This is a genomic window from Massilia sp. 9096, assembly GCF_000745265.1.
Classification (GTDB): Bacteria; Pseudomonadota; Gammaproteobacteria; order Burkholderiales; family Burkholderiaceae_D; genus Telluria.
The window spans coordinates 534,034-555,794 of record NZ_JQNN01000001.1; the positions used below are offsets into that span (position 1 = coordinate 534,034).

Annotated in this window: 18 protein-coding genes; 7 read left to right on the forward strand and 11 right to left on the reverse strand. The window is 67.2% G+C overall.

What is annotated here, in order from left to right; translation table 11 throughout:
• The first annotated feature begins 76 nt into the window (after positions 1-76).
• Positions 77-2,455 carry a catecholate siderophore receptor Fiu gene (locus tag FA90_RS02290; protein WP_036165526.1) on the forward strand — a complete coding sequence of 793 codons (2,379 nt, stop codon included), beginning with the start codon at positions 77-79 and terminating at the stop codon, positions 2,453-2,455.
• A 157-nt stretch (positions 2,456-2,612) separates the two neighbouring features.
• On the forward strand, positions 2,613-4,499 hold the full coding sequence (locus tag FA90_RS02295) for an ABC transporter ATP-binding protein/permease (RefSeq protein ID WP_081933584.1): 1,887 nt from the start codon (positions 2,613-2,615) through the stop codon (positions 4,497-4,499).
• Here FA90_RS02295 and FA90_RS24725 read toward each other — a convergent pair.
• Complete coding sequence (locus tag FA90_RS24725; protein WP_051971335.1) at positions 4,496-6,523, reverse strand: ATP-binding protein; 2,028 nt, start codon at positions 6,521-6,523, stop codon at positions 4,496-4,498. The two genes, FA90_RS02295 and FA90_RS24725, sit on opposite strands and share 4 nt — an antisense overlap.
• Positions 6,524-6,768: 245 nt before the next feature.
• On the opposite strand from FA90_RS24725, the gene FA90_RS27575 reads away from it, so the two are divergent.
• Together FA90_RS27575 and FA90_RS27580 are read left to right on the forward strand one after the other, a co-directional pair.
• Positions 6,769-7,029, forward strand: coding sequence for a hypothetical protein (locus FA90_RS27575; RefSeq protein ID WP_307170415.1), 261 nt, complete (start codon positions 6,769-6,771; stop codon positions 7,027-7,029).
• Positions 6,987-7,250, forward strand: coding sequence for a YSC84-related protein (locus tag FA90_RS27580; RefSeq protein ID WP_051971336.1), 264 nt, complete (start codon positions 6,987-6,989; stop codon positions 7,248-7,250). The genes FA90_RS27575 and FA90_RS27580 overlap by 43 nt, the downstream gene beginning before the upstream one ends.
• A 263-nt stretch (positions 7,251-7,513) precedes the next feature.
• Here the strand turns inward: FA90_RS27580 and FA90_RS02310 are convergent, their stop codons facing one another.
• The 5 genes from FA90_RS02310 to FA90_RS02330 form a co-directional block, all read right to left on the reverse strand.
• The gene (locus FA90_RS02310) at positions 7,514-8,746 is read right to left on the reverse strand and encodes an argininosuccinate synthase (RefSeq protein WP_036165528.1); all 1,233 of its coding nucleotides are present in this window, start codon (positions 8,744-8,746) and stop codon (positions 7,514-7,516) included.
• An 82-nt stretch (positions 8,747-8,828) separates the two neighbouring features.
• A complete protein-coding gene (gene argF / locus FA90_RS02315; RefSeq protein ID WP_036165531.1) occupies positions 8,829-9,761 on the reverse strand; it encodes an ornithine carbamoyltransferase in 933 nt (310 codons plus the stop codon).
• A 120-nt stretch (positions 9,762-9,881) separates the two neighbouring features.
• The gene (gene rsgA / locus FA90_RS02320) at positions 9,882-10,814 is read right to left on the reverse strand and encodes a ribosome small subunit-dependent GTPase A (protein ID WP_373994583.1); all 933 of its coding nucleotides are present in this window, start codon (positions 10,812-10,814) and stop codon (positions 9,882-9,884) included.
• Positions 10,815-10,819: 5 nt separating this feature from the next.
• Complete coding sequence (locus tag FA90_RS02325; RefSeq protein WP_036165533.1) at positions 10,820-11,173, reverse strand: 4a-hydroxytetrahydrobiopterin dehydratase; 354 nt, start codon at positions 11,171-11,173, stop codon at positions 10,820-10,822.
• A complete protein-coding gene (locus FA90_RS02330) occupies positions 11,170-12,435 on the reverse strand; it encodes a M48 family metallopeptidase (protein WP_036165536.1) in 1,266 nt (421 codons plus the stop codon). Before FA90_RS02330 ends, FA90_RS02325 begins: the two co-directional genes overlap by 4 nt.
• A 56-nt stretch (positions 12,436-12,491) precedes the next feature.
• Between FA90_RS02330 and orn the strand changes: the two genes are divergently transcribed.
• A complete protein-coding gene (gene orn / locus FA90_RS02335) occupies positions 12,492-13,085 on the forward strand; it encodes an oligoribonuclease (protein WP_036165538.1) in 594 nt (197 codons plus the stop codon).
• A 73-nt stretch (positions 13,086-13,158) separates the two neighbouring features.
• Entirely contained in the window at positions 13,159-15,639 is a 2,481-nt protein-coding gene (locus FA90_RS02340; RefSeq protein ID WP_051971337.1) for an ATP-binding protein, read from the forward strand.
• 10 nt (positions 15,640-15,649) lie between these two features.
• On the opposite strand, the gene FA90_RS02345 is transcribed toward FA90_RS02340, so the two are convergent.
• The 3 genes from FA90_RS02345 to FA90_RS02355 all read right to left on the reverse strand — a co-directional run bounded on the left by FA90_RS02345 (position 15,650) and on the right by FA90_RS02355 (position 18,261).
• Entirely contained in the window at positions 15,650-16,615 is a 966-nt protein-coding gene (locus FA90_RS02345; protein WP_036165540.1) for an MBL fold metallo-hydrolase, read from the reverse strand.
• A 118-nt stretch (positions 16,616-16,733) separates the two neighbouring features.
• Positions 16,734-17,888 (reverse strand): chloride channel protein, encoded by a 1,155-nt coding sequence (locus tag FA90_RS02350; RefSeq protein ID WP_036165542.1) that lies wholly within the window; start codon positions 17,886-17,888, stop codon positions 16,734-16,736.
• Between the two features lie 28 nt (positions 17,889-17,916).
• The gene (locus FA90_RS02355; RefSeq protein ID WP_081934026.1) at positions 17,917-18,261 is read right to left on the reverse strand and encodes a MarR family winged helix-turn-helix transcriptional regulator; all 345 of its coding nucleotides are present in this window, start codon (positions 18,259-18,261) and stop codon (positions 17,917-17,919) included.
• A gap of 183 nt (positions 18,262-18,444) precedes the next feature.
• Between FA90_RS02355 and FA90_RS02360 the strand changes: the two genes are divergently transcribed.
• Complete coding sequence (locus FA90_RS02360; protein ID WP_036165547.1) at positions 18,445-19,605, forward strand: HPP family protein; 1,161 nt, start codon at positions 18,445-18,447, stop codon at positions 19,603-19,605.
• 105 nt (positions 19,606-19,710) lie between these two features.
• Here the strand turns inward: FA90_RS02360 and FA90_RS02365 are convergent, their stop codons facing one another.
• Positions 19,711-20,400, reverse strand: a complete 690-nt coding sequence (locus FA90_RS02365) for a UPF0149 family protein (protein ID WP_036165550.1) — start codon at positions 20,398-20,400, stop codon at positions 19,711-19,713.
• A 115-nt stretch (positions 20,401-20,515) separates the two neighbouring features.
• Complete coding sequence (locus FA90_RS02370) at positions 20,516-21,547, reverse strand: alpha/beta hydrolase (RefSeq protein ID WP_197065231.1); 1,032 nt, start codon at positions 21,545-21,547, stop codon at positions 20,516-20,518.
• Positions 21,548-21,761: the final 214 nt, after the last annotated feature.

Consider the following 21,761-nt stretch of genomic DNA (forward strand, 5'->3'; position numbering starts at 1 on the left):
GCGTTTACATTCGTCGAGAAGCTTGCTAGAGTGCGTGACGTTCCGATAACCGATCAATAACAACACGACCTCGACCATGACCACGACCCAGAACACGATCCGCAGCCGCAAACATGCCGCCTTGCCGCGCAGCGCCGGTGCCGGCGCCGCCCTGGCGCTGCTGATGCTGCCGTTCGCCGCGCACGCGGCCGAGCCGGTGGCGCCTGCCGGCACCGCCGCCGCCACGTCCCAGGAACGCAGCGACAGCGACGACCACGCGCGCCGCGATGGCGACCACGACCGCGAGCATGACCGCGACCATCGCGCCCAGCGCGTGCACGTCGTCGGCGAGCGCGAAAACGACTTCAAGGCCGACCACCCGCAGTCGGCCAAGTACACCGAAAAGCTGGTCGACACCCCGCAGAGCATCATCGTGATCAAGAAGGAGCTGTTCGAGCAGCAGGGCGCGACCACGCTGACCGAGGCGCTGCGCAACACACCCGGCGTGGGCACCTTCTTCCTTGGCGAAAACGGCAGCACCAACACCGGCGACGCGATCTACCTGCGCGGCTTCGACACCTCGGGCAGCCTGTTCGTCGACGGCATCCGCGACATCGGCTCGATCTCGCGCGACATCTTCAACATCGAGCAGATCGACGTGCTGAAGGGGCCGGCCGGCACCGACACGGGCCGCAGCGCCCCGACCGGCTCGATCAACCTCGACACCAAGCAGCCGCAACTGCGCAGCTTCGCCGACGCCTCGCTGCAGGCCGGCACGCAGACTGCGCGCGGCGCCGCCGACCTGAACCAGGTGATCGACCGCGAGCGCGGCATTGCGTTCCGCCTGAACGCGCTCGACCAGGACAACGGCAACCCGGCGCGCGACTTCGTGCGCGACAAGCGCTGGGCGGTGGCGCCGTCGCTGGCGTTCGGCCTGCGTGGCCCGACCCGGCTCTACCTCGACTTCCTGCACGTCAAGCAGGACAACCGTCCGGACGGCGGCGTGCCGACCGTCGGCCTGCCCGGCTACAGCAGCCCGGACCCGAAGCGTCCCTTCATCGCGGCTGCGCCGATGGTCGATCCCGACAACTTCTATGGCGAACTGTCGGACTACGATCACGTGAAGGCCGACATGGCCACCGCGATCCTCGAACACGAGTTCCGCGACGGGCTGCGCCTGCGCAGCACCACGCGCTACGGCAAGACGAAACAGGATTACCTGCTCAGTTCCTTCATGAGCTCGGCCACGACGGTCGCCACGCCGAGCGCCGACCCCTCGACCTGGACCTTCACCCGCACCCTGCGCACCGTGAAGGACCAGGAAAACAAGGTGCTGGCCAACCAGACCACGCTGACCGCGGATTTCAGCACCGGCGCGCTGCGCCACACGCTGGTGTCGGGCCTGGACCTGGTCAGCGAGAAGCAGAAGAACTATGGCTACCTCGGCGCCGGGGTGCTGCTGCCGTCGAATTTCTACCACCCGGATCCGAACGCTCCGGTCGGCGGCCTGAACCTGGTGCGCAGCGGCGCCCGCACCCAGGGCCAGATCGACACCGAGTCGGCCTACTTCCTGGACACGATCAAGCTGGGCGAGCAATGGCTGTTCGGCGCCTCGGTCCGCATCGACCACTTCGACACCAACTACGACGCCGTCACGCTGGCGACCGCCACCGCCAATCCAACGCTGCCGGCCGGCACGCCGGTCCCGTCGCATATCGAGCTGTCGGATAACCTCGTCAGCGGCAAGGTTTCAGGCCTGTACAAGCCGACCGAGAACAGCAGCGTGTACGCGCTGTGGGCGACCTCCAAGAACCCGCCGGGCTCGAACCTGACGCTCAGCGCCAGCGCCAACAGCGCCGCGAATCCGATCTACCAGCCGCAGGTCAGCACCACCACCGAAATCGGCGGCAAGCTGGAACTCATGCACCACAAGCTGGGCCTGAACGCGGCGCTGTACCGCACCGACGTCAAGAACGACGTCGAGCAGGACCCGGTCACGCTGCTGTACTTCCAGAGCGGGCGCAAGCGCGTGCAGGGCGTGGAGCTGTCCGCCACCGGCGAGATCACCAAAGCCTGGTCGGTCAACGCCGGCTACGCCTACATGGACACCAGCGTCGAAGCGGGCAAGGTCGTCACCGCCAGCGGCGAGAACAACCTGTCGTACACCCCGAAGCAGTCGTTCACCAGCTGGACCACCTATGCCTTCCCGTTCGGCCTGAAGGTCGGCGGCGGGGTGCGCTACCAGGGCCGCCTGCTGCGCGGCACCGACGGCGCGGTCGGCACCCCGGCCTATGCCGATGCCTACACGGTGGTCGACGCGATGGCGAGCTATCGGGTGGCGCGCTGGCTGGACTTGCAGCTGAACCTCTACAACCTGTTCGACACGCGCTACGTCGCGGCGATCAACAAGAGCGGCTACCGCTACACGCCGGGCGCGCCGCGCTGGGCCAGCGTGACGGCGAACTTCCACTTCTGATCGCGGCGGCATCACGACTTCATCGCTGCGTCGTCCCGGCGGAGGGCGTCTCGCTGCGCGAGACCCCAATTTTTACTCGGCGTTATGTCTGTTTCCGCACTGAACCAATTGGTGGGGGCTTGTATGCTGCAGTCAATACAGCAATCGAGCAACAACCATGAGCAAGCCTTCACCCAGCACCGCCGCATCCGACCACGACACCCCGCCACGCAAGAAACGCCGCCGCGCCTCCCTGTCGCTGGCGGCCTGGAAGCAATTCGTCCGGGTCGCCAAGCCTTACTGGCAGGGCGAGGAAAAGGGCAGGGCCTGGAGCATGCTGCTGCTCCTGATCGTGCTGATGCTGGTCGAGACCAAGGTCGCCGTGATGCTCAACGACCAGGCCGGGGAAATCACCTCGGCGCTGGCCGACAAGGATGGCGACCGCTTCTGGACCTCGGTGCGCGCCTGCCTGTACATCCTGGCCTTCGCGGTGCCGAGCTACGCGTTCTACTATTACATGCGCGACGTGTTCGCCAACCAGTGGCGGCGCTGGCTCACCGGCCGCTTCCTGGACGGCTACCTGAACGGGCGCAAGTACTACGCGCTCGAATCCGACGCCGAGATGGACAACCCGGACCAGCGCATCTGCGAAGACATCGACACCTTCACCGGCCGCTCGATCAACTTCCTGCTGATCTTCCTGAGTTCGATCATGCAGCTGGTGGCGTTCAGCGCGGTGCTGTGGAAGATTTCGCACGTGCTGGTGGCGGTGCTGGCGGTGTATGCGCTGACCGGCACCGTGGTCGCGCTGACCTGGTTCGGCAACCCGCTGATCCACCTGAACTTCTGGCAGCTGCGGCGCGAAGCCGATTTCCGCTTCAGCCTGATGCGCGTGCGCGAAAACGCCGAGTCGATCGCGTTTTACCGCGGCGAGGCGCAGGAGCGCGCCCACATCGACAACCGCTTCGGCAAGGTGATCCATAATTTCGCCCGCCTGATCAAGAAGCAGCGCACGCTCAACCTGTTCCAGCGCACCTTCAGCCAGCTGACGCTGGTGCTGCCGAGCGCGATCCTGGCCAAGAGCGTGCTGGCCGGCGAACTCGAAGTCGGGCAGGCGATCCAGGCCGCCGGCGCCTTCACGGCGGTGCTCGGTGCGGTCGGCGTCATCGTCGACAATTTCGAGAGCCTGAGCCGCTTCGTGGCCGGCATCGACCGCCTGCAGGCGCTGTCCGAGCGCGTGCTGCCGGGCATGGCGCCCGCCGCTGCCGGCGCGGGCGCCGGCGCCGACAGCGGGAGGCCGCCGCGCATCGAGCGCCGTCCGGGCGAGCAGCTGGCGCTGCAGACGCTGACGCTGCATCCGCCGCGTTCCGGGCGCGTGCTGATCAAGGACCTCGACCTTTCGCTGGCGCCCGGCGACGCCTTGCTGATCACCGGCGACAGCGGCTGCGGCAAGAGCTCGCTGCTGCGCGCGATCGCCGGCTTGTGGGACACCGGCAGCGGCACCATCCACCATCCGCCGATCGAGGACTTTTTCTTCCTGCCGCAAAAGCCTTACCTGCAGGCGGGTACGCTGCGCAGCCAGCTGATCTATCCCGGCACCCACACCGACCTGAGCGACGAGCAGTTGCTGGCGATCCTGGACGACGTCCACCTGCCGCAGCTGGTCGAACGGGTCGGCGGCCTGGATGCCGTGCAAGATTGGGAAAAGCTGCTGTCGGTCGGCGAGCAGCAGCGCCTGGCGTTCGGGCGCGTGCTGGTGCACGCCCCGCGCATCGTGATCCTGGACGAAGCCACCAGTGCGCTCGACAGCGCCAACGAAGCCTCGCTGTATGCGCGCCTGCGCGCGAGCGGCACGACCCTGATCAGCATCGCCCACCGCGCCGCCGTGCTGCGCCACCACACCCACGTGCTGCGCCTGCTGGGCGAGGGCGCCTGGGAAGTGCACGACGCGGCCGTCTACGATTTCGACGCGCCCCCTGCGACCGGCGCCCGTGCGGGCGGCGCGCCTGCCCAGGCCGCGCCCGGGAAGACGGCGCACGCGCAGCGCGCGATGGCGAGCGCCTAGCGCGGCTCCGCCTGGCGCCCGGGCGCTGGCCGCGCCAGCGCCTCGCCCAGCGCGTCGATGTTGACCGGCTTGACGAAGTAGTCGTCGAAGCCGGCCGCCAGCGCGGCCCGGCGGTCGACCTCCTTGCCGTAGCCGGACAGCGCGATCAGCACCGCGCCGCGCGTGCGCGGGTCCGCGCGCAAGGCGCGCGCGAGCGCGAGGCCGTCGATCTCGGGCAGGCCGATGTCGAGCACGCAGGCGTCCGGCGGATGGGCGAGGGCGTAACCCAGCGCCGCGCGTGAGCTGGTAAAGGTGGTGACGCGGTGGCCGAGCGAGGCCAGCAGCGGCTGCAGCATCGTCACGGCGTCTTCGTTGTCGTCGACCGCCATGATCGCCAGGCCTTGCTGCGCCGCGGCCGCGGCGCCGGCGGCAGCGCTGGCATCCGCATCGGCCGGCCGTGCCGGCGCGGGCGGCTCGGCCTTGGGCAGGCAGATCGTGAAATGCGAGCCCTGGTCCGGACCGGCGCTCTCGACGCTCGCCCGGCCGCCGTGCAGCTGGACCACGCTGCGCACCAGCGCCAGGCCGATGCCCAGGCCGCCCTGGGAACGGTCGAGCGTGCGTTCGCCCTGCGCGAACAGCTCGAAGGCGCGCGCCATCAGCTCGGGCGTCATGCCCTGGCCGTTGTCGCTCACGCACAAGCGCACGTGATTGGGATCGATCTCCAGCTCGACCTGCACCAGCCCGCCCTCGGGCGTGAACTTGGCCGCATTGTGCAGCAGGTTGGCCAGCACCTGCACCAGGCGCTTGTGGTCGCCCAGCACGAAGGCGGGCAAGGGCGGCTGGCTGACCTGCAGCGTGTGGCCGCGCGCCTCGATGCCGGGCCGGGCCTGCTCGATCGCCTCGGCCACGATGCGCTTGGCGTCCAGGATTTCGCGGTCGAGCGCGATCAGGCCGCGCGTGACGCGCGCGACGTCGAGCAGCTCGTTGACCAGGCTGCTCATGTGCTGGACCTGGCGCGTGATCACCTTGCTGGTGCGCTGCACCTGCTCGTCCTCGCCGTGGCTGCGCGCCAGCAGCGAGGCCGCCGCGCCGATCGGCGCCAAGGGATTCCTCAGCTCGTGCGCCAGCATTGCCAGGAATTCGTCCTTGCGCCGGTCGGCTTCCTGCAAGGCCTGCTCGGCGCGGATGCGTTCCTCGATGTCCATCGCCACCGCGACCGCGCCGACCACCTCGCCATCGGCGCCGTGGATGGGCGCCGAGGACACCAGCATCGTGCGCACCGCGTCGGCGTCGAACGATTGCACGCGCAGCGGGCAGTGGTCGACGGTTTCGCCGGCGAGCGCGCGCTGCAGCGGCCAGTCTTCGAGCCGCAGCTTGTCGCCGGCGCGCGGCCCGCCGACCAGCCAGCCGTTCCAGACGTCCAGGTCGATGCGCGCGCCGATATCGGCGAAATCGTTGCCGAACAGCCTGGTGTAGGCTGGGTTCTTCTCGATCACGCGCTGCGCGCGGTCCACCACCAGGATGCCGACTGGCGCTGCGCTCAGCACCGCCGCCAGGTTGGCGCGCTCCGCCTCGGCGCGGCGTGCGCTGGCCAGCGCTTCCTCGCGGCTGCGTTCGAGCGCCTGCTCGGCCAGCACCTGGGCGGTGATGTCGATGGTGGTGTGCGAGACGCACAGCAGGCGGCCGTCGTCGCCGTAGACCGGGGTGTTGGTGGCGCTCCAGTACATGATCTCGAACCAGCGCCGGCCGTCGCGCTCCATCTCGATCGGATAGCGCTGGGCCGCCATCTTCTGGCTGGCGCCGGCCTCGATCGCGTCGCGGATCGAGCGGGCGAGATCCTGTACGCCGGTGTCGTGCGGGTCGGTCGGGTTGTTCGGGAATACCTCGAACAGCGGCCGCCCCAGCACGTCCTCGCGCCGGCGTGCGACCGAGCGCAAGAAGGCGTCGTTGACGGCCAGGATCTCGAGCTGGTCGGTGGGCGCGAGCAGGTACTGGCCGATCGGCGAACCGTGGAAGGCCACTTCGAAGATTTTGTCGATTAACATCTGGAGCACATGAGTTGTAGCGCCATTGTGCCTGCTTTGGTCCTGGCCGGGCGCACCGTCGATGACCCGCGTCTGCGACAACGTTTGAACGCCAGCTTTGGCATGGAAACGACAACCTATCCGGTTTTCTACGAATGCATGAATCGCAGCCGCCGTTTTCCGGACGCTTGTGGACTGAGTGGAACGCAGTCGAGTAGCATTTCCATAGTTGCGCGGCTCCGATCAATGAAGCAAGGGAGAAAACCATGAAAAGCCGCGATTTCTTGTCTTTGACGACCGTCGGCGCCGATGAAACGTTGAACCGCTTCCATCAGACGCCGGGGGCGCGCGAACTGGCAGGCAAGGTGCGCGGCGTGCTGATCTTTCCGTCGGTGATCGCCGCGGGGCTGGGTGTCGGCGGCGAGTACGGCCAGGGCGTGCTCCGGGTCGGCGGCAGCCCGGTGACTACCACTCGATCGGCGCGGTGTCCGTCGGCCTGCAGATCGGCGCGCAGTCGAAGGGCATGATGTTCCTCTTCATGACGCAAGACAGCCTCCGGAAATTCCAGGCCAGTCATGGATGGTCGGCCGGGGCCGACGCATCGGTCGCGCTGCTGCATACCGGCGCCAATGGCGAACTCGACCTCACGGGCGTGACCAGTCCCGCGCTGGCCGTGGTGATGACCAACGCCGGGTTGATGGAGAACCTCGGCCTGGAAGGATCGAAGATCACCCGGCGGGCGCGCTGAGGCTTTTCCGCCGCGGGCAGGCCGGAAGCGGCGGAATTGGGCGCGCAGGAGCAGGGTGACCGCGAATCGAAGCGTCCACTTCGGGTTGCCGCGCAGGCCGCGGCGGGAAACCGGTCGCTCGACACCGGCTACCGCGCTTGGAGTGCCGGCATGAGCGGGCGCGGCTATACAATCAAGCGAAGGCCGGCACGAAAAAAAAGCCGCCGGCCCAACAGGACCAGCGGCTTCGGTCGCCGCAAGGCGCGGCCGGCTTACTGCCCGCCTTATTGGCCGCGCTTGGCGCGCGCCTTGGCCGCGATCCGCATGCGCAGCGCGTTCAGCTTGATGAAGCCGCCCGCGTCCGCCTGGTTGTAGGCGCCGCCGTCTTCATCGAAGGTCGCGATGTTCATGTCGAACAGCGAATCGGTCTTCGAGTCGCGCGAGACCACGATCACGTTGCCCTTGTACAGCTTGACACGCACCCAGCCGTTGACGTTCTTCTGCGTGTGGTCGATCAGGGTCTGGAGCGCGACGCGCTCCGGGCTCCACCAGTAGCCGTTGTAGATCAGGCTGGCGTAGCGCGGCATCAGGTCGTCCTTCAGGTGCGCCACTTCGCGGTCCAGCGTGATCGATTCGATCGCGCGGTGGGCGCGCAGCATGATGGTGCCGCCCGGGGTTTCGTAGCAGCCGCGCGACTTCATGCCGACGTAGCGGTTTTCCACCAGGTCGAGGCGGCCGATGCCGTGCTTGCCGCCCACGCGGTTCAGCTCGGTCAGCACTTGCGCCGGGCTCATCTTGGTGCCGTTGAGGCCGACGATGTCGCCGCCCGCGAACTCGATGTCGAGGTATTCCGGCTCGTTCGGCGCCTGTTCCGGCGACACGGTCCAGCGCCACATCGATTCCTCGGCTTCCGCGCTCGGGTTTTCCAGGTGGCGGCCTTCGAAGGAGATGTGCAGCAGGTTGGCGTCCATCGAGTACGGCGCGCCGCCGTTCTTGTGCTTCATGTCGATGTCGATGCCGGCGTCTTCCGCGTACTTCAGCAGCTTCTCGCGCGACAGCAGGTCCCACTCGCGCCACGGGGCGATGATCTTGACGTCGGGTTTGAGCGCGTAGGCGCCCAGCTCGAAGCGGACCTGGTCGTTGCCCTTGCCGGTCGCGCCGTGCGAGATGGCGTCGGCGCCGGTCTGGTTGGCGATCTCGATCAGGCGCTTGGCGATCAGCGGACGCGCGATCGAGGTGCCCAGCAGGTATTCGCCTTCGTACACGGTGTTGGCGCGGAACATCGGGAACACGAAGTCGCGCACGAACTCTTCGCGCACGTCGTCGATGTAGATGTTCTCAGGCTTGATGCCGAACTTGATGGCCTTGGCGCGCGCCGGTTCCAGCTCTTCGCCCTGGCCGAGGTCGGCGGTGAAGGTGACGATTTCGCAGTTGTAGTGATCCTGCAGCCATTTCAGGATGACCGAGGTGTCGAGGCCGCCGGAGTAGGCGAGGACTACTTTTTTAATGTCGCTCATGGGGATTCCAATGAATGAGGAGGGGGTGATGGTCAGCCGGCCCGAAGGCCGACGATCAAGCTCAGGGTGGTGATGGTAATGCTTATTTATCTTCGATGCGGCCGAGCAGCAGGTATTCGATCAGCGCCTTCTGCACGTGCAGGCGGTTCTCGGCCTCGTCCCAGACCACCGACTGCGGTCCGTCGATGACCTCGGCCGCGACTTCCTCGCCGCGGTGGGCCGGCAGGCAATGCATGAACAGCGCGTCCGGGCTGGCTTTCGCCATCTTCGGCGCGTCGACCATGAAGCCGTCGAAGGCTTTCAGGCGCTCGGCGTTTTCCTTTTCAAAACCCATGCTGGTCCAGACGTCGGTGTTGATCAGGTGCGCGCCGGCGCAGGCGTCCGAGGGGTTCTCGAAGAAGGTGTAGTTGCCGGTGGCGACCAGCGCCGGGTCCATGTCGTAGCCCTTGGGCGTCGACACGTTCAGGTGGAAGCCGAATACTTCGGCCGCCTGCAGCCACGAGTACAGCATGTTGTTGGCGTCGCCGATCCAGGCCACCGTCTTGCCGGCGATCGGGCCGCGGTGCTCGTAGAAGGTGAAGATGTCGGCCAGCACCTGGCAGGGATGGTGCTCGTTGGTCAGGCCGTTGATCACCGGGACGCGCGAATGCGCCGCGAAACGCTCGATGATGTCGTGGCCGAAGGTGCGCACCATCAGGATGTCGCACATGCGGCTCATGACCTGGCCGGCGTCCTCGACCGGCTCGCCGCGGCCGAGCTGGCTGTCGCGCGTGCTCAGGAAGATCGCGGCGCCGCCCAGCTGGTGCATGCCGGCTTCGAAACTCAGGCGGGTGCGGGTCGAATTCTTGTCGAACACCATGACCAGCGTGCGGTCGACCAGCGGGTGGTAGATCTCGTAGTTCTTGAACTTGCGCTTGATGATGGCGGCGCGTTCGATCAGGTACTCGAACTCGTCGCGGGTGAAGTCGGAGAACTGCAGGAAGTGTTTGATGTTCGTTGGATTCGTGCCAGCCATGTTGTTTCGTGGGATGCGATGATCCCGTCTACCGTGGTTCGAAGCGATTGATTATAAGCGGTTTCGTTTGCCATTCGGTAAATTAAGTTCCGGCATGGCGGTTTTTTGGTCAGTACCCCCTCAGTACAATGTTTGCGCCGATTCGTGCAGCAGCTGCGCGTACAGCTCGTGGCGCAGCCTGGCGATCTTGCCCTCGGCGACCGCCTCGAGGATCGCGCATTGCGGCTCGGCTAGGTGGCGGCAGTTGTAGTACTTGCAGCCGCCAAGATACGGCTTGAAGTCGACGAAAGCGCGCTCCAGCATGCCTTCGCTCAGGTGGTACAGGCCGAATTCCTGGAAGCCCGGCGAGTCGATGATGTTGCCGCCGGCGGGCAGGCGGTACAGGCGCGTGAACGTGGTCGTGTGCTTGCCGGTGTCGAGCACTTCCGAGATCTCGCGCGTGGCGATGTCGGCGTCCGGCACCAGCAGATTGATCAGCGAGGACTTGCCCATGCCGGACTGGCCGATGAAGATCGACGACTGGTCCTGCAGCAGCGGCTCGAGCACGGCGACCGCCTCTTCGGGGCGCGCCCTGGCCGAGACTTCGTGCAGCGGGTAGCCCATGCCGGTGTACAGGCTGGCACGCTCGCGCGCACGCGCCAGGCCCTCTTCGACGTCGACCTTGTTGAGGATCAGGTGGGCTTCGATGCCGGCCGCCTCGCACGCGACCAGCGCGCGCGAGACCAGGTCGTCCGAGAAGCTCGGCTCGGTCGCGATCACGATGAACAGGCGCGTCAGGTTGGCCGCCAGCAGCTTGCTCTTGTACTGGTCGGAGCGGTACAGCAGCGTGCTGCGCTCGGCGATCTTTTCGATCACGGCCTGGTCGTTCGAGGTGCGCTGCAGGTGCACGACGTCGCCGACCGCGACGTTGGTCTTCTTGCCGCGCGTGACGCATTGCAGGAACTCGGGGTGGCCGTCCGAGCCGACGTCGGCCAGGTAGTGGCGCCCGTGGGCGGCGACCACGGTGCCGGTCAGCGCGTCCTGTTGGTTCATCGGCCTGGTGGGTTTGTTCATTTTGCTCATGCGCCGGTCCGTCCCGCGTAGATCGCGTCGGCCCGGGCCGCGCAGATGAAGTCGTTCTCGGACAGGCGGTTGCCGGCCGAGTGCGTGGTCCAGCTGGCCGTACAGCGCCTGTAGCCGACTTGCAGGTCGGGATGGTGGTCTTCACGGTGGACCATCCAGGCCAGCGCGTTCACGAAGGCGATGGTTTCCATGTAGTCGAGGAAGGCGAAGTCGCGCACCAGGCGCACGCCGGTGTCCGGCGCGGCCTCCATGCGCCAGCAGGGCACGGCCGGCAGCAGCGCTTCGACGGCCGCATCGTCCAGCGCCGCTGCGCCGTGGGTGGCGTGGCGGGCGAGGAGATCGGCGCTCATGCCGCCCCCGCCGTCTGCAGGTGGCGGATGCGCACCGAGGCCGGCGGATGCGAATCGTAGAAGGCCGAGTGGATCGGGTCCGGCGTCAGCGTCGAGGCGTTGTCCTCGTACATCTTGACCAGGGCCGAGACCAGGTCGCCGGCATCGGCGTGGCTGGCGGCGAAAGCGTCGGCTTCGAACTCGTGCTTGCGCGAGCTGATCGAGGACAGCGGCGCGAACGGGAAGGTGAACACCGGCAGCGCCAGCATGAACAGCAGCAGCGCCATCGCATCGTTGGCCTGGCCCAGGATCGGGTGCACGCCCAGGCCCTCGTAGAACCAGACCTGCTCCTTGAGCCAGCCGAGCAGCGCCAGGAAGGCCAGCGACAGCGCGAACATCACGACGATGCGCTTGACGATGTGCTTGAGCTTGAAGTGGCCCAGCTCGTGCGCCAGCACGGCCTCGATCTCGGACGGTGCCAGGCGCTCGAGCAGGGTGTCGAAGAACACGATGCGCTTGTTGGCGCCGAAGCCGGAAAAGTAGGCGTTGCCGTGGCTCGAGCGCTTGCTGCCGTCCATCACGAACAGGCCCTTGGAGGCAAAGCCGACGCGCGCCATCAAGCCTTCGATGCGGGCCTTGAGGCTGTCGTCGGACAGCGGCGTGAACTTGTTGAACATCGGCGCGATGACGCTCGGGTAGAGCACCATCGCCAGCAGCTGGAAGCCGCACCAGACCGCCCAGGTGTAGAGCCACCACAGGCTGCCGGCCTTGTCCATGAGCGTCAGCACGAGCCACAGCAGCGGCAGGCCGATCACGGCGCCCAGCAGCGTGCCCTTGACCATGTCGGCCAGCCACAGCCCCACGGTCATCTTGTTGAAGCCGAAGCGTTGTTCCAGCACGAACTGGAACCAGTAGCCGAACGGCAGGTCGAGCATCCCGGCGACGACGGTGTACGCGACCACCAGCCCGATCTGGTGCATCATGCCGGGTCCCAGCAGGTGCAGGATCGTGTTCGAGAGGGCCTGCAGGCCGCCCAGCAGCGTGAAGCCGATCAGTACCGCGCTGCTCCACAGCGTATGGATCAGGGCGTAGCGCGTCCTGGCGACGGTGTAGTCGGCGGCTTTGCGGTGGGCGTCGAGCGGGATCCTGGCGGCGAATTCGGCCGGCACGCGGTCACGGTGCGCCAGCACGTGGCGGATGTGGCGGCGCGCCAGCCAGTAGCGCAGCGCCAGCGTCAGCAAGAAAAAAACGACGAACAAAACCGAAAACGCGGATGAAAGCATTCTGTGCCTGTGAGAAAATGCAGGATTGGCAAAGCCGAGCAACGTAAAGAGAGATTATGTCACAAGCTAACGAAACCCAAGCGCAGGGCGCAAGCACTGCGACGCCGCGTCCGAACGACTTCAACCTGGTCTGGATCGACATGGAAATGACCGGCCTCGATCCGGACAACGACCGCATCATCGAAGTCGCGGCCGTGGTCACCGACCCTGACCTGAACGTGCTGGCCGAAGGCCCGGTGTTCGCGATCCACCAGAGCGACGAGACGCTCGACAAGATGGATGCCTGGAACAAGGGCACGCACGGCCGTTCGGGCCTGATCGACCGCGTCAAGGCATCGACCGTGACCGAAGAGCAGGCCGCCGAGCAGCTGATCGCCTTCTTGAAGCAGTGGGTCCCGGCCGGCAAGTCGCCGATGTGCGGCAACTCGATCTGCCAGGACCGCCGCTTCATGGCGCGCGGCATGCCGAAGCTGGAAGAGTTCTTCCACTACCGTAACCTGGACGTGTCGACCCTGAAGGAATTGTGCCGCCGCTGGAAGCCGGAACTGGCCTCGGGCTTCAAGAAGCACCAGAAGCACACGGCGCTGGCCGACATCATCGAGTCGATCGAAGAGCTCAAGTACTACCGCGAGCACTTCATCAAACTGTAAGCGCACGTCGGGGGCGCGCTTGTAATAGTTGTAAAACGCACACTTGTCACATTAGTGTGCGAAAATCCCCGCCATGGTTGACATTTTGCGCATGACCGCCGGCGGCGGCGACACCGAGACCAGGCGGCTCCTGCGCGAACGCGACTGGAGCACGTCCCCGCTCGGCCCGCCCCAGTCCTGGCCGCCCGAGCTGGCCACCGCCGTATCTATGGTGCTCAGCTCGACCTTTCCGATGTTCGTCGCCTGGGGGCCGGAACTCGCCTTCCTGTACAACGACGCCTACGCCGTCGTGCTGGGCAACAAGCACCCGGCCGCCTTCGGCGAACGCTTCCAGCAGATCTGGCACGAGATCTGGGCCGACATCGTGCCGATCGTCGACCGGGCGCTGTCCAACAAGTCGGCGTATTTCGAGAACCTGCCGCTCACGATGGAGCGCAAGGGCTATCCCGAACAGACCTATTTCACGTTCTCGTATTCGCCGCTGCACGACGGCCAGGGCCGGGTAATGGGCATGTACTGCACCTGCATCGAGACGACCGAGCGCGTCCAGTCCGAGCGCCGCGCCGCCTTCGAGCTGTCGCTGACCGATGCGCTGCGCCAGATCCGTTCGGCCGAGGAGCAGATCGCCACCGCCTGCGCCTTGCTGGGCGAGGAACTGGGCGTCGAGCGCGTCATGTACGGCGAGGTCGACGACACCCGCAACACCTTCTTCGTACCGCGCGACTGGAACCGGCACGGCCCGTCCCGGCTGGTGGGCAGCACCTTCCCCATCGACGCGTTCGGCCCCGAGATCGCGGCCGCCGGCCGCTCCGGGCAGATCATCGCGATCAACGACGTCCGGACCGACCCGCGCAGCGCCGCCGCCCACCACGCTTACCTGCAGTTCATGGGCGTCGAGTCCAGCCTGCTGGTGCCGCTGGTGCGCAACGGCCGCCTGCTGGCCTTCCTGGGCCTGGGGCAGGCGCGGCCGCACCACTGGGGCGAGGCCGAGATCGAGCTCGCGCGCGGCGTGGCCGGACGCATCTGGAACACGGTCGACCTGGCGCGCATCCAGGCCGCGCTCGACGCCGAACGCGACCGCAGCCAGCTGATCCTCGATTCGATCGCCGAAGGCTTCCTGCTGATCGCGCCCGACTGGACCGTCCTGCAGATCAACCGCGCCGGCGAGCGCCTGGCAAACCGCCGCGCCGACCAGGTGCTCGGGCGCCAGCATTGGGCGGTCTGGCCGGAGAACCAGGACAGCGAAACCGGGCGCATGTTCGAGCGCGTCATGCGCACGCGCGAGCCCGGCATCACCCAGCTGCATCACGTGGGCGACGGCGGCAGCGGCAACTGGTTCGAAGTGCGCGCCTATCCGACCCGCGACGGCGGCATGGTCTCGGTGTTCCGCGACATCTCGGCGCGCAAGCGCGTCGAGGAGCAATTGCAGGAAGCCGACCGCCGCAAGGACGAATTCCTGGCGATGCTGGCGCACGAGCTGAGGAACCCGCTGGCGCCGATCAGCGCCGCCGCCGACCTGCTCAAGATCGGCCGCCTCGACGAGACACGCCTGCGCCAGAGCAGCGCCATCATCGCGCGCCAGGTGCGCCACATGACCAGCCTGGTCGACGACCTGCTCGACGTCTCGCGCGTCACGCGCGGGCTGGTGACGCTGGCGCGCGCGCCGGTGTCGGCCCGCACCATCGTCGAGGAGGCGATCGAGCAGGTGCGGCCGATGTTCGACGCCCGGCGCCAGCAGCTGCAGGTCGACCTGCGTGACCCGGAGGCCACCGTACCGGGCGACAAGGCGCGCCTGGTGCAGGTGCTGTCCAACCTGCTCAACAACGCCGCCAAGTACACGCCCGAGGAGCGCCGCATCGAGGTCGAGGCGCGCGCCGACGACGACCGCCTGGTGCTGGCGGTGCGCGACCAGGGCATCGGCATGGAGCCGGCCCTCACCGGGCAGGTGTTCGACCTGTTCACCCAGGCGACGCGCTCGGCCGATCGCGCCCAGGGCGGGCTCGGTCTCGGGCTGGCGCTGGTCAAGCACCTGGTCGAGCTGCACGGCGGGGGCGTCGCGTGTTCCAGCCCGGGACTGGGGCAGGGCAGTACATTCGTTGTGATGCTGCCGCTGATGCAGCCGGCGCCGGGCCAGGCCCAGCGCGAGCTCGATGCGGCGCCGCAGGCGGCGGGTGCGCGGGCGCTGCGCCTGCTGGTGGTGGACGACAACGTCGATGCCGCCGCGACCCTCGGCATGCTGCTCGAGGCATGCGGCCACGAGGTCGCGGTGGAGCACGAGTCGCCGCGCGCGCTCGAGCGGGCGCGCAGCCTGCGCCCGGACGCGGCGCTGCTCGACATCGGTCTGCCGGAGATGGATGGGAACGAACTGGCGCGCCGTCTGCGCCTCGACCCGGCCACGAGCGCGATCGTGCTGATCGCCGTGACCGGCTATGGCCAGGAACAGGACCGCCGCAACGCACTCGAGGCCGGCTTCGACCATCACCTGGTCAAGCCGGTCGACCTGGACCGGCTGGCGGGACTGCTGGCCGAGGTTCAGGAACGCCGCGGCGTCTGATGCTGCCGGGTCAGCGCATCCGGGTGTAATTCACCGGAATCCAGCGATACGCCTTGCCCTGGGCGACGATGTGGCCCAGGCCCGGGAACTGCAGGTGGGCGCCGGCCACCAGGGTGCCGTTCTTGGCGGCGTCGTCGAACACCTTCTTGCGCGAGGCGAAAGCGGCCTTGTCGTCGCTGTCGAAGCCGATGGTCACGGTCGGGTTGTCGAACTGGACCGAAGCCACGTGGATCAGGTCGCCCATCAGCACCAGCTTCTGGCCGTGGCTTTCGACCACGTAGCTGGTGTGGCCCGGGGTGTGGCCGTGGGTGGCGATGGCCGAGATGCCCGGCACCAGCGCGCCATCGCCTTCGATCGCCTTGAACTTGCCGGCCTGGACGTAGGGGTTCAGCGCCGTCATCGCGCCCTGGAAGAAGCCTTTCTTGTCGGCAGGCGCCTTGTCCATGTTGGCCTGGCTCAGCCAGAAGTCGGCGTCGCCCTTGCCGGCGCGCACTAACGCGTTCGGGAACACGCGCTGGCCGTTGCTGACCAGGCCGCCGACGTGGTCGCCGTGCATGTGGGTGATGTAGATCTCGTCGATCTGCTCGGGCTGGTAGCCGGCCGCTTTCAGGTTGTTGACGAACTTGCCCAGGGTCGGGCCGAACAGGGCGCCGGCGCCGGTGTCGATCAACACCAGCTTGCTGCCGGTGTTGACCAGGTAGGCGTTGTCCGAAGTCTCGAGCGGCGCTTTCAGGAAGTTCTTCGACAGGATGGTGCGGGTGGTGTCGGCGTTTTCGTGCAGCAGCTGGTCGACCGGCAGGTCGACGGTGCCGTCGTTGATCGGGGTGACTTCGAAGTCGCCGACCATCAGGCGGAAGTAGCCCGGGGCCGGGCTCTTGACCATCGGTGCGGCCGCTTGCACGGCGGGGACGGCGGCGAAGGCGGCAGCCAGGCCGGTGACGGCGGCGGCCAGCAGGGTGCGCTGGAATTTGTTCATGTTGTTATCCTCGACAGGGTGAAGTGAGCGCAGCGGTCGACCTGTGCGCGACTTTCTTATCGTACATGAACATCCGGCATCTTGCAGATAGGCAGCATATTTGCAACGCCCGGCTTGCTCAGGCGCGCCCGCGTGCGCGTGCGCCGCGCAGGGCGGTGCGCTCGTGCTCCTCGGCATGCAGGCCGGCGGTTGCCTGGATCAGGTCGCTGCGGCTGACCAGGCCCAGCAGTCTGGGCGCTGTGGGGTCGGCCACCACCGGCAGGCGCTCCAGCTTGTGCACCGCCAGGCGGGCGGCGACTGCGCGGCAGGTTTCGCCGGGCAGGGCGACCAGGGGCGGATTGAGGCCAACCAGATCGCGGATGCGGGCATCGGGCGCCAAGCGCGCCAGGGCATGTTCGAGCGACCCCCGGTCGACCATGCCGGCCACCAGGCCGTCGCGCAGCACCGGGAAGGCGCGGTGGCGCTGGCCGGGGCCGAAATGCGAGGCCAGCACCTGGGCGGCCGTCGCGTCGGCGTCGACCCACTCGACGTCCGTCGTCATCACCTCGGCCACGGCGTGGCGCTCGAGCGGATCGATGCCGTATTCGCGATAGATGTGGCGGCCGCGCCGGGCGATCTTTTCGGTCAGGATCGAGCGGCCCATGCTCAAGACGGTGAAGCCATAGGCGCCGGCGCAGGCCGCCAGCAGCGGCAGCAGGGCATTGCCGTCGTGCGTGACTTCGAACGCGAACACCGCCGCCATCACCGGCGCGTTCATCATGCCGGCCACGGCGCCCGCCACCAGCAGCGTCTTGCGCTCGCCGCCGGTCAGGCGGACATGCTGGGCGACCAGCGAGCCGATCGCGCCGCTGGTCATGATGATCGGCCCTTCGGCGCCGAACGGGCCGCCGCTGCCGATCGCGATGCCCGAGGCGAGCGGTTTCAGGAGCGCGACCTTGGGCGACATCGCACTGTTCTTGAACAGGATCGCCTCGATCGCTTCCGGGATGCCGTGGCCGCGGATCTGCTCGGTGCCGAAGCGCGCGATCAGGCCGATGAGCAGGCCGCCGATGGCCGGCACCAGGATGACCCAGGCGCCGAGTCGGTTGTCGGCCGGCGAGAGTTCGGCCAGCGAGAACCGTCCGTAGAAGAACAGGTCGGTGAAGAAGCGGATCAGGAGCAGCAGCACGCGCGCGGCGAGCGTGCTGAAGGCGCCGATCACGGCGGCGAGGGCGGCGATGCGCAGCAGCCGGAGGTCGCCGGAAAAATCGCGGCGCGGAAGCGAAGCTTGCATGATGGATTCCTGGAAGATGCAGGGAAGCTCAGGGCAGGTGAGGGACGGTGAATTTGCCTTGCAGCGCGCGCAGTTCGGCGCGGTGGATCGCCGCCAGGTGCGTCAGGATCGCCTCGCCGGCGGGCAGCAGGTGGACTTCGACGCGGCGCCGGTCCTGGGCGTTGGCGCGCCGCTCGACCAGGCCGCCCGCTTCGCAGCGCGACACCAGCGCGACCACGCCGTGCTGCTTGGCCTGCAGGCGTTCGGCCAGCTCGCCGACCGTGGCCCATTCGCGGCCCGGAAAGCCCTTCACGTGCAGCAGCAGCAGGTACTGCAAAGGTGTGATGCCCTCGGCCTGCACGGCGTTTTCGGAAAAGCGCTCGTAGCGCCGCATCTGGTAGCGGAATTCCGAGAGGGCGGCGAAGTCGGACTTGGTCAGCGCGGTCTGGGCGGGGGGAGGTGGTTTCACTGGGATGTAAGGATCGACAAGCTAGAATCCGAAAAATATATCATAATGTGATCCTTTTCGCGAAGCGCGATCGACGACGTCTACAATCCGGTTTGAACGAGTGCGAGATTGAATAAGAGTGTGGAATGGCTGCGCAGCTTCGTGCCGCAGCCGAATACGGTGCCGCCGACCGAGCGTCTGCGTGCGGTGGCGGGCGCGCTGGTCGGCCTGCTGGTGACGGTGATCCTGAGCGGCCCGCTGGCCGCGGCCGGCGGCACGCCGGTGCTGGTGGCGCCGATGGGCGCGTCGGCGGTGTTGCTGTTTTGCGTGCCGGCCAGTTCGCTGGCCCAGCCCTGGTCGGTGATCGGCGGGAATACCATCTCGGCGCTGGTCGGCATCACGGTGGCGCATGCGGTGCACGACCCGGTACTGGCGGCGCCGCTCGCGGGCGCGCTGGCGATCCTGGTGATGTTCCTGCTGCGCTGCCTGCACCCGCCCAGCGGCGCGGTGGCGCTGACGGCGGTGCTGGGCGGTCCGGCGGTTTATGCGGCCGGCTTTCACTTCGCCTTCCTGCCGGTGTGCCTGAATTCGACCTTGATCGTGCTGGCCGCGCTGGTCTTCAACAACCTGACCGGGCGCCGCTATCCGCACCCGCAGGGTTCGAACCTGAAGACCAGCGTGCACGCGACGCGCGACCCGGCGCCGACGGCGCGCCTGGGCTTTACCGCCGAGGATCTGGACGCCGCGCTGGCGCACTACGGCCAGGTGCTCGACATCAGCCGCGACGACCTGGAAACCATCCTGCTCGAGACCGAGCAGCGCGCCTTTGGCAGGCGCTTCGGCGTGATCGATTGCGCGGCCATCATGTCGAAGGATGCGGTGACGGTGACGCCGGATACGCCGCTGCACGACGCCTGGCGCCAGCTGCGCGGCCACCGGCTCGACGCGCTGCCGGTGCTCGACGCGCTAGGCCGCGTGGCCGGCGTGGTGTCGCTCGGCGACTTCGTCCAGCATGCCGGCCTCGATGCGCCGACGCTGGGCCAGCGCCTGCGCGCCCTGCTCGGCCACCTGCTGGGCACCTTGCCGCAGCGCCCCGGGACGGTGGGGCAGGTCATGCACGCGCGCGTGACGTGCGTGCGCGCGGACGCGCCGATCGCCGACCTGGTGCCCTTGATGAGCAACCGCGGGCTGCACCACATCCCGGTGGTCGACGCCGACGGCAGGTTCGTCGGCGTGGTGGGACAGTCGGATTTGCTGGGAGCGCTGTTCGAGAACAGCCTCCATGCCTAGCGCCGAAAAAAAGCCGTCATGGCTGCGTTGCATCGTCTCGCCGTACCAGCGTACTGTCTTCGCCGATGCGCCTTGCCCTGAGGGTTTTGTTCGACGCTATTACTATCAGGCTTCGTTCGCCCCGCAGCACTTCTTGAACTTCTTGCCGCTGCCGCACGGGCAATCGTCGTTGCGGCCGACCTTGGGCTCGTCGCGGCGCACGGTCTCGACCGCGGCCTTGCGGCGCGGCAGCCAGAAGCGGTGGATGCCCGGCAGGTTGGCCTCGATCTCGAGCGCCAGCTTGTGCGCCAGGCGCGGGTCTTCGACTTCCTTGAGCTCGCTTTCCTCGATCTCGTCGGCGCCCAGCAGGTAGATCGGGCGCATCAGCGGGCCGGCATCGGATTCCCAGATGTCGTCCCAGGAGCCCGGGCGCAGGTCCATGCCTTCCCAGAAGCCCCAGCACCAGGCCTCGGCGTCGATCAGGGTCTCGCCGTCGTGCTCGTGCTCGACGTACAGCGGCTCGAATTCCTTGGGCGCGACTTCGAAGGTGATCAGGACTTCGTTCATGAAGCGCATGATCAGGTTGACGATGCGCTGCTCTTCCTTCGGGTTCTTCCACTTCGGGACGGCGCCTTCCTCGCCCCACACGCGCGGCAGCCACTCGGCCGGCATGATGGTCTCGGGGCCGATCGCGATCGCGGTGAGGTAGCCGTGCAGCGTGTCCAGCGTCATCGCGCCTTCGGGGCAGCGCTCGGACAGCAGGAAGTTGTCGAGGTCGTCGAATTCTTTGTCGGAGAGGGGTTGCTCGAGTTGCATGTGATACGTGATTCCAGTCGGTTGAAGGCGCCAGTGTAACGCTTGCGCGTGCGCCCGGCGAAAAAAAGGCGCATGCCGCCCCCGGCATGCGCCTGTCCCGCAACTGGAGGCTGGATTACTTGGCGAAGGCTTTCTTCAGGCCGTCGGCGGCGAACTGCTCGGCGTCCTTGGCCTCGGGCACCACCGCGCCCATGCCGAAGAACTCGTGCGTCACGCCCTTGTACAGCTTGTAGTCGACCTTGACGCCGTCTTTCTTCAGCTTCTCGGCGTAGGCCCGGCCTTCCGACATCAGCGGGTCGATCTCGGCGGCGACGATGGTCGCCGGCGGCAGGCCTTTCAGCGAAGCCGCCTTCATCGGCAGCGCGTACGGGCTGGCCGGATCGGCGCCGTAGTGCTTGAAGAACCAGGCCATCATCGGCTTGTCGAGCGGCTTGGCATTGGCGTTGCGCTGGTAGGACGGGGTGTTCATGTCGTTGTCGACCACCGGGTAGACCAGCAGCTCGTGCACCGGCATCTGGGCCTTTTTATCGCGCGCCATCATCGACACCACGGTGGCCAGGTTGCCGCCGGCCGATTCGCCGCCGACCGCCACGCGCTTCGGATCGCCGTTGAATTCGGCCGCGTGTTGGGTGGTCCACAGGTAGGCCGCGTAGGCATCGTTCGGGGCGGCTGGGAATTTATGTTCCGGCGCCTGGCGGTAGTCGACCGCGACCATGATCGCCTTGGCCATCTTGGCCAGTGCGCGCGGCGAGGCGTCGTAGGTCTTGGTGTCGGCGATCACGAAGCCGCCGCCGTGGTAGTAGACCATGACCGGGAACGGACCCTTGCCCTCGGGCGTGTAGATGTGCACCGGGACGCTGCCGCCGTCGACCGGCACGCTCATGTCCTTGACGGTCACGCCGGCTTCCGGCGCGGTGCTCTTGCCCATGTCGGTCAGCACTTTCTTGACTGCGTCGGCCGGGGTCGGCTGCTGGCGCGCTTCCTGCGGGCTCAGGGTCTCGATCGGCTTGCCGTTCAGGGACTTGAGGGCGTCCAGCACCTTCTGCATGTGCGGTTCGGCCTTGGGCGGCTGGGCCGCGTCCTGGGCCAGGGCGGCGCCGCAGATCATCGAAGCGGCGAGGGCGGTAAGGGTCAAGGTGGTCTTCATCGTGTTCTCTCCTGAATTGAGGCGAGGGCGCGTGTGGGTGCGCCCGCTTGCCGTTGGCTCCATCAGACCCCAGCCGAGCCCTGCCGTTCGGTGCGTGCGCGCACCTTGCGGCCGCAATCATTGAATGTTTTGCTCAAATCCGCCGATTTTATCGCTGATCCGTGAGCGAGAGGAAACGAATAATGCCGTGAGGTGCTGATGAGCACATAAATTC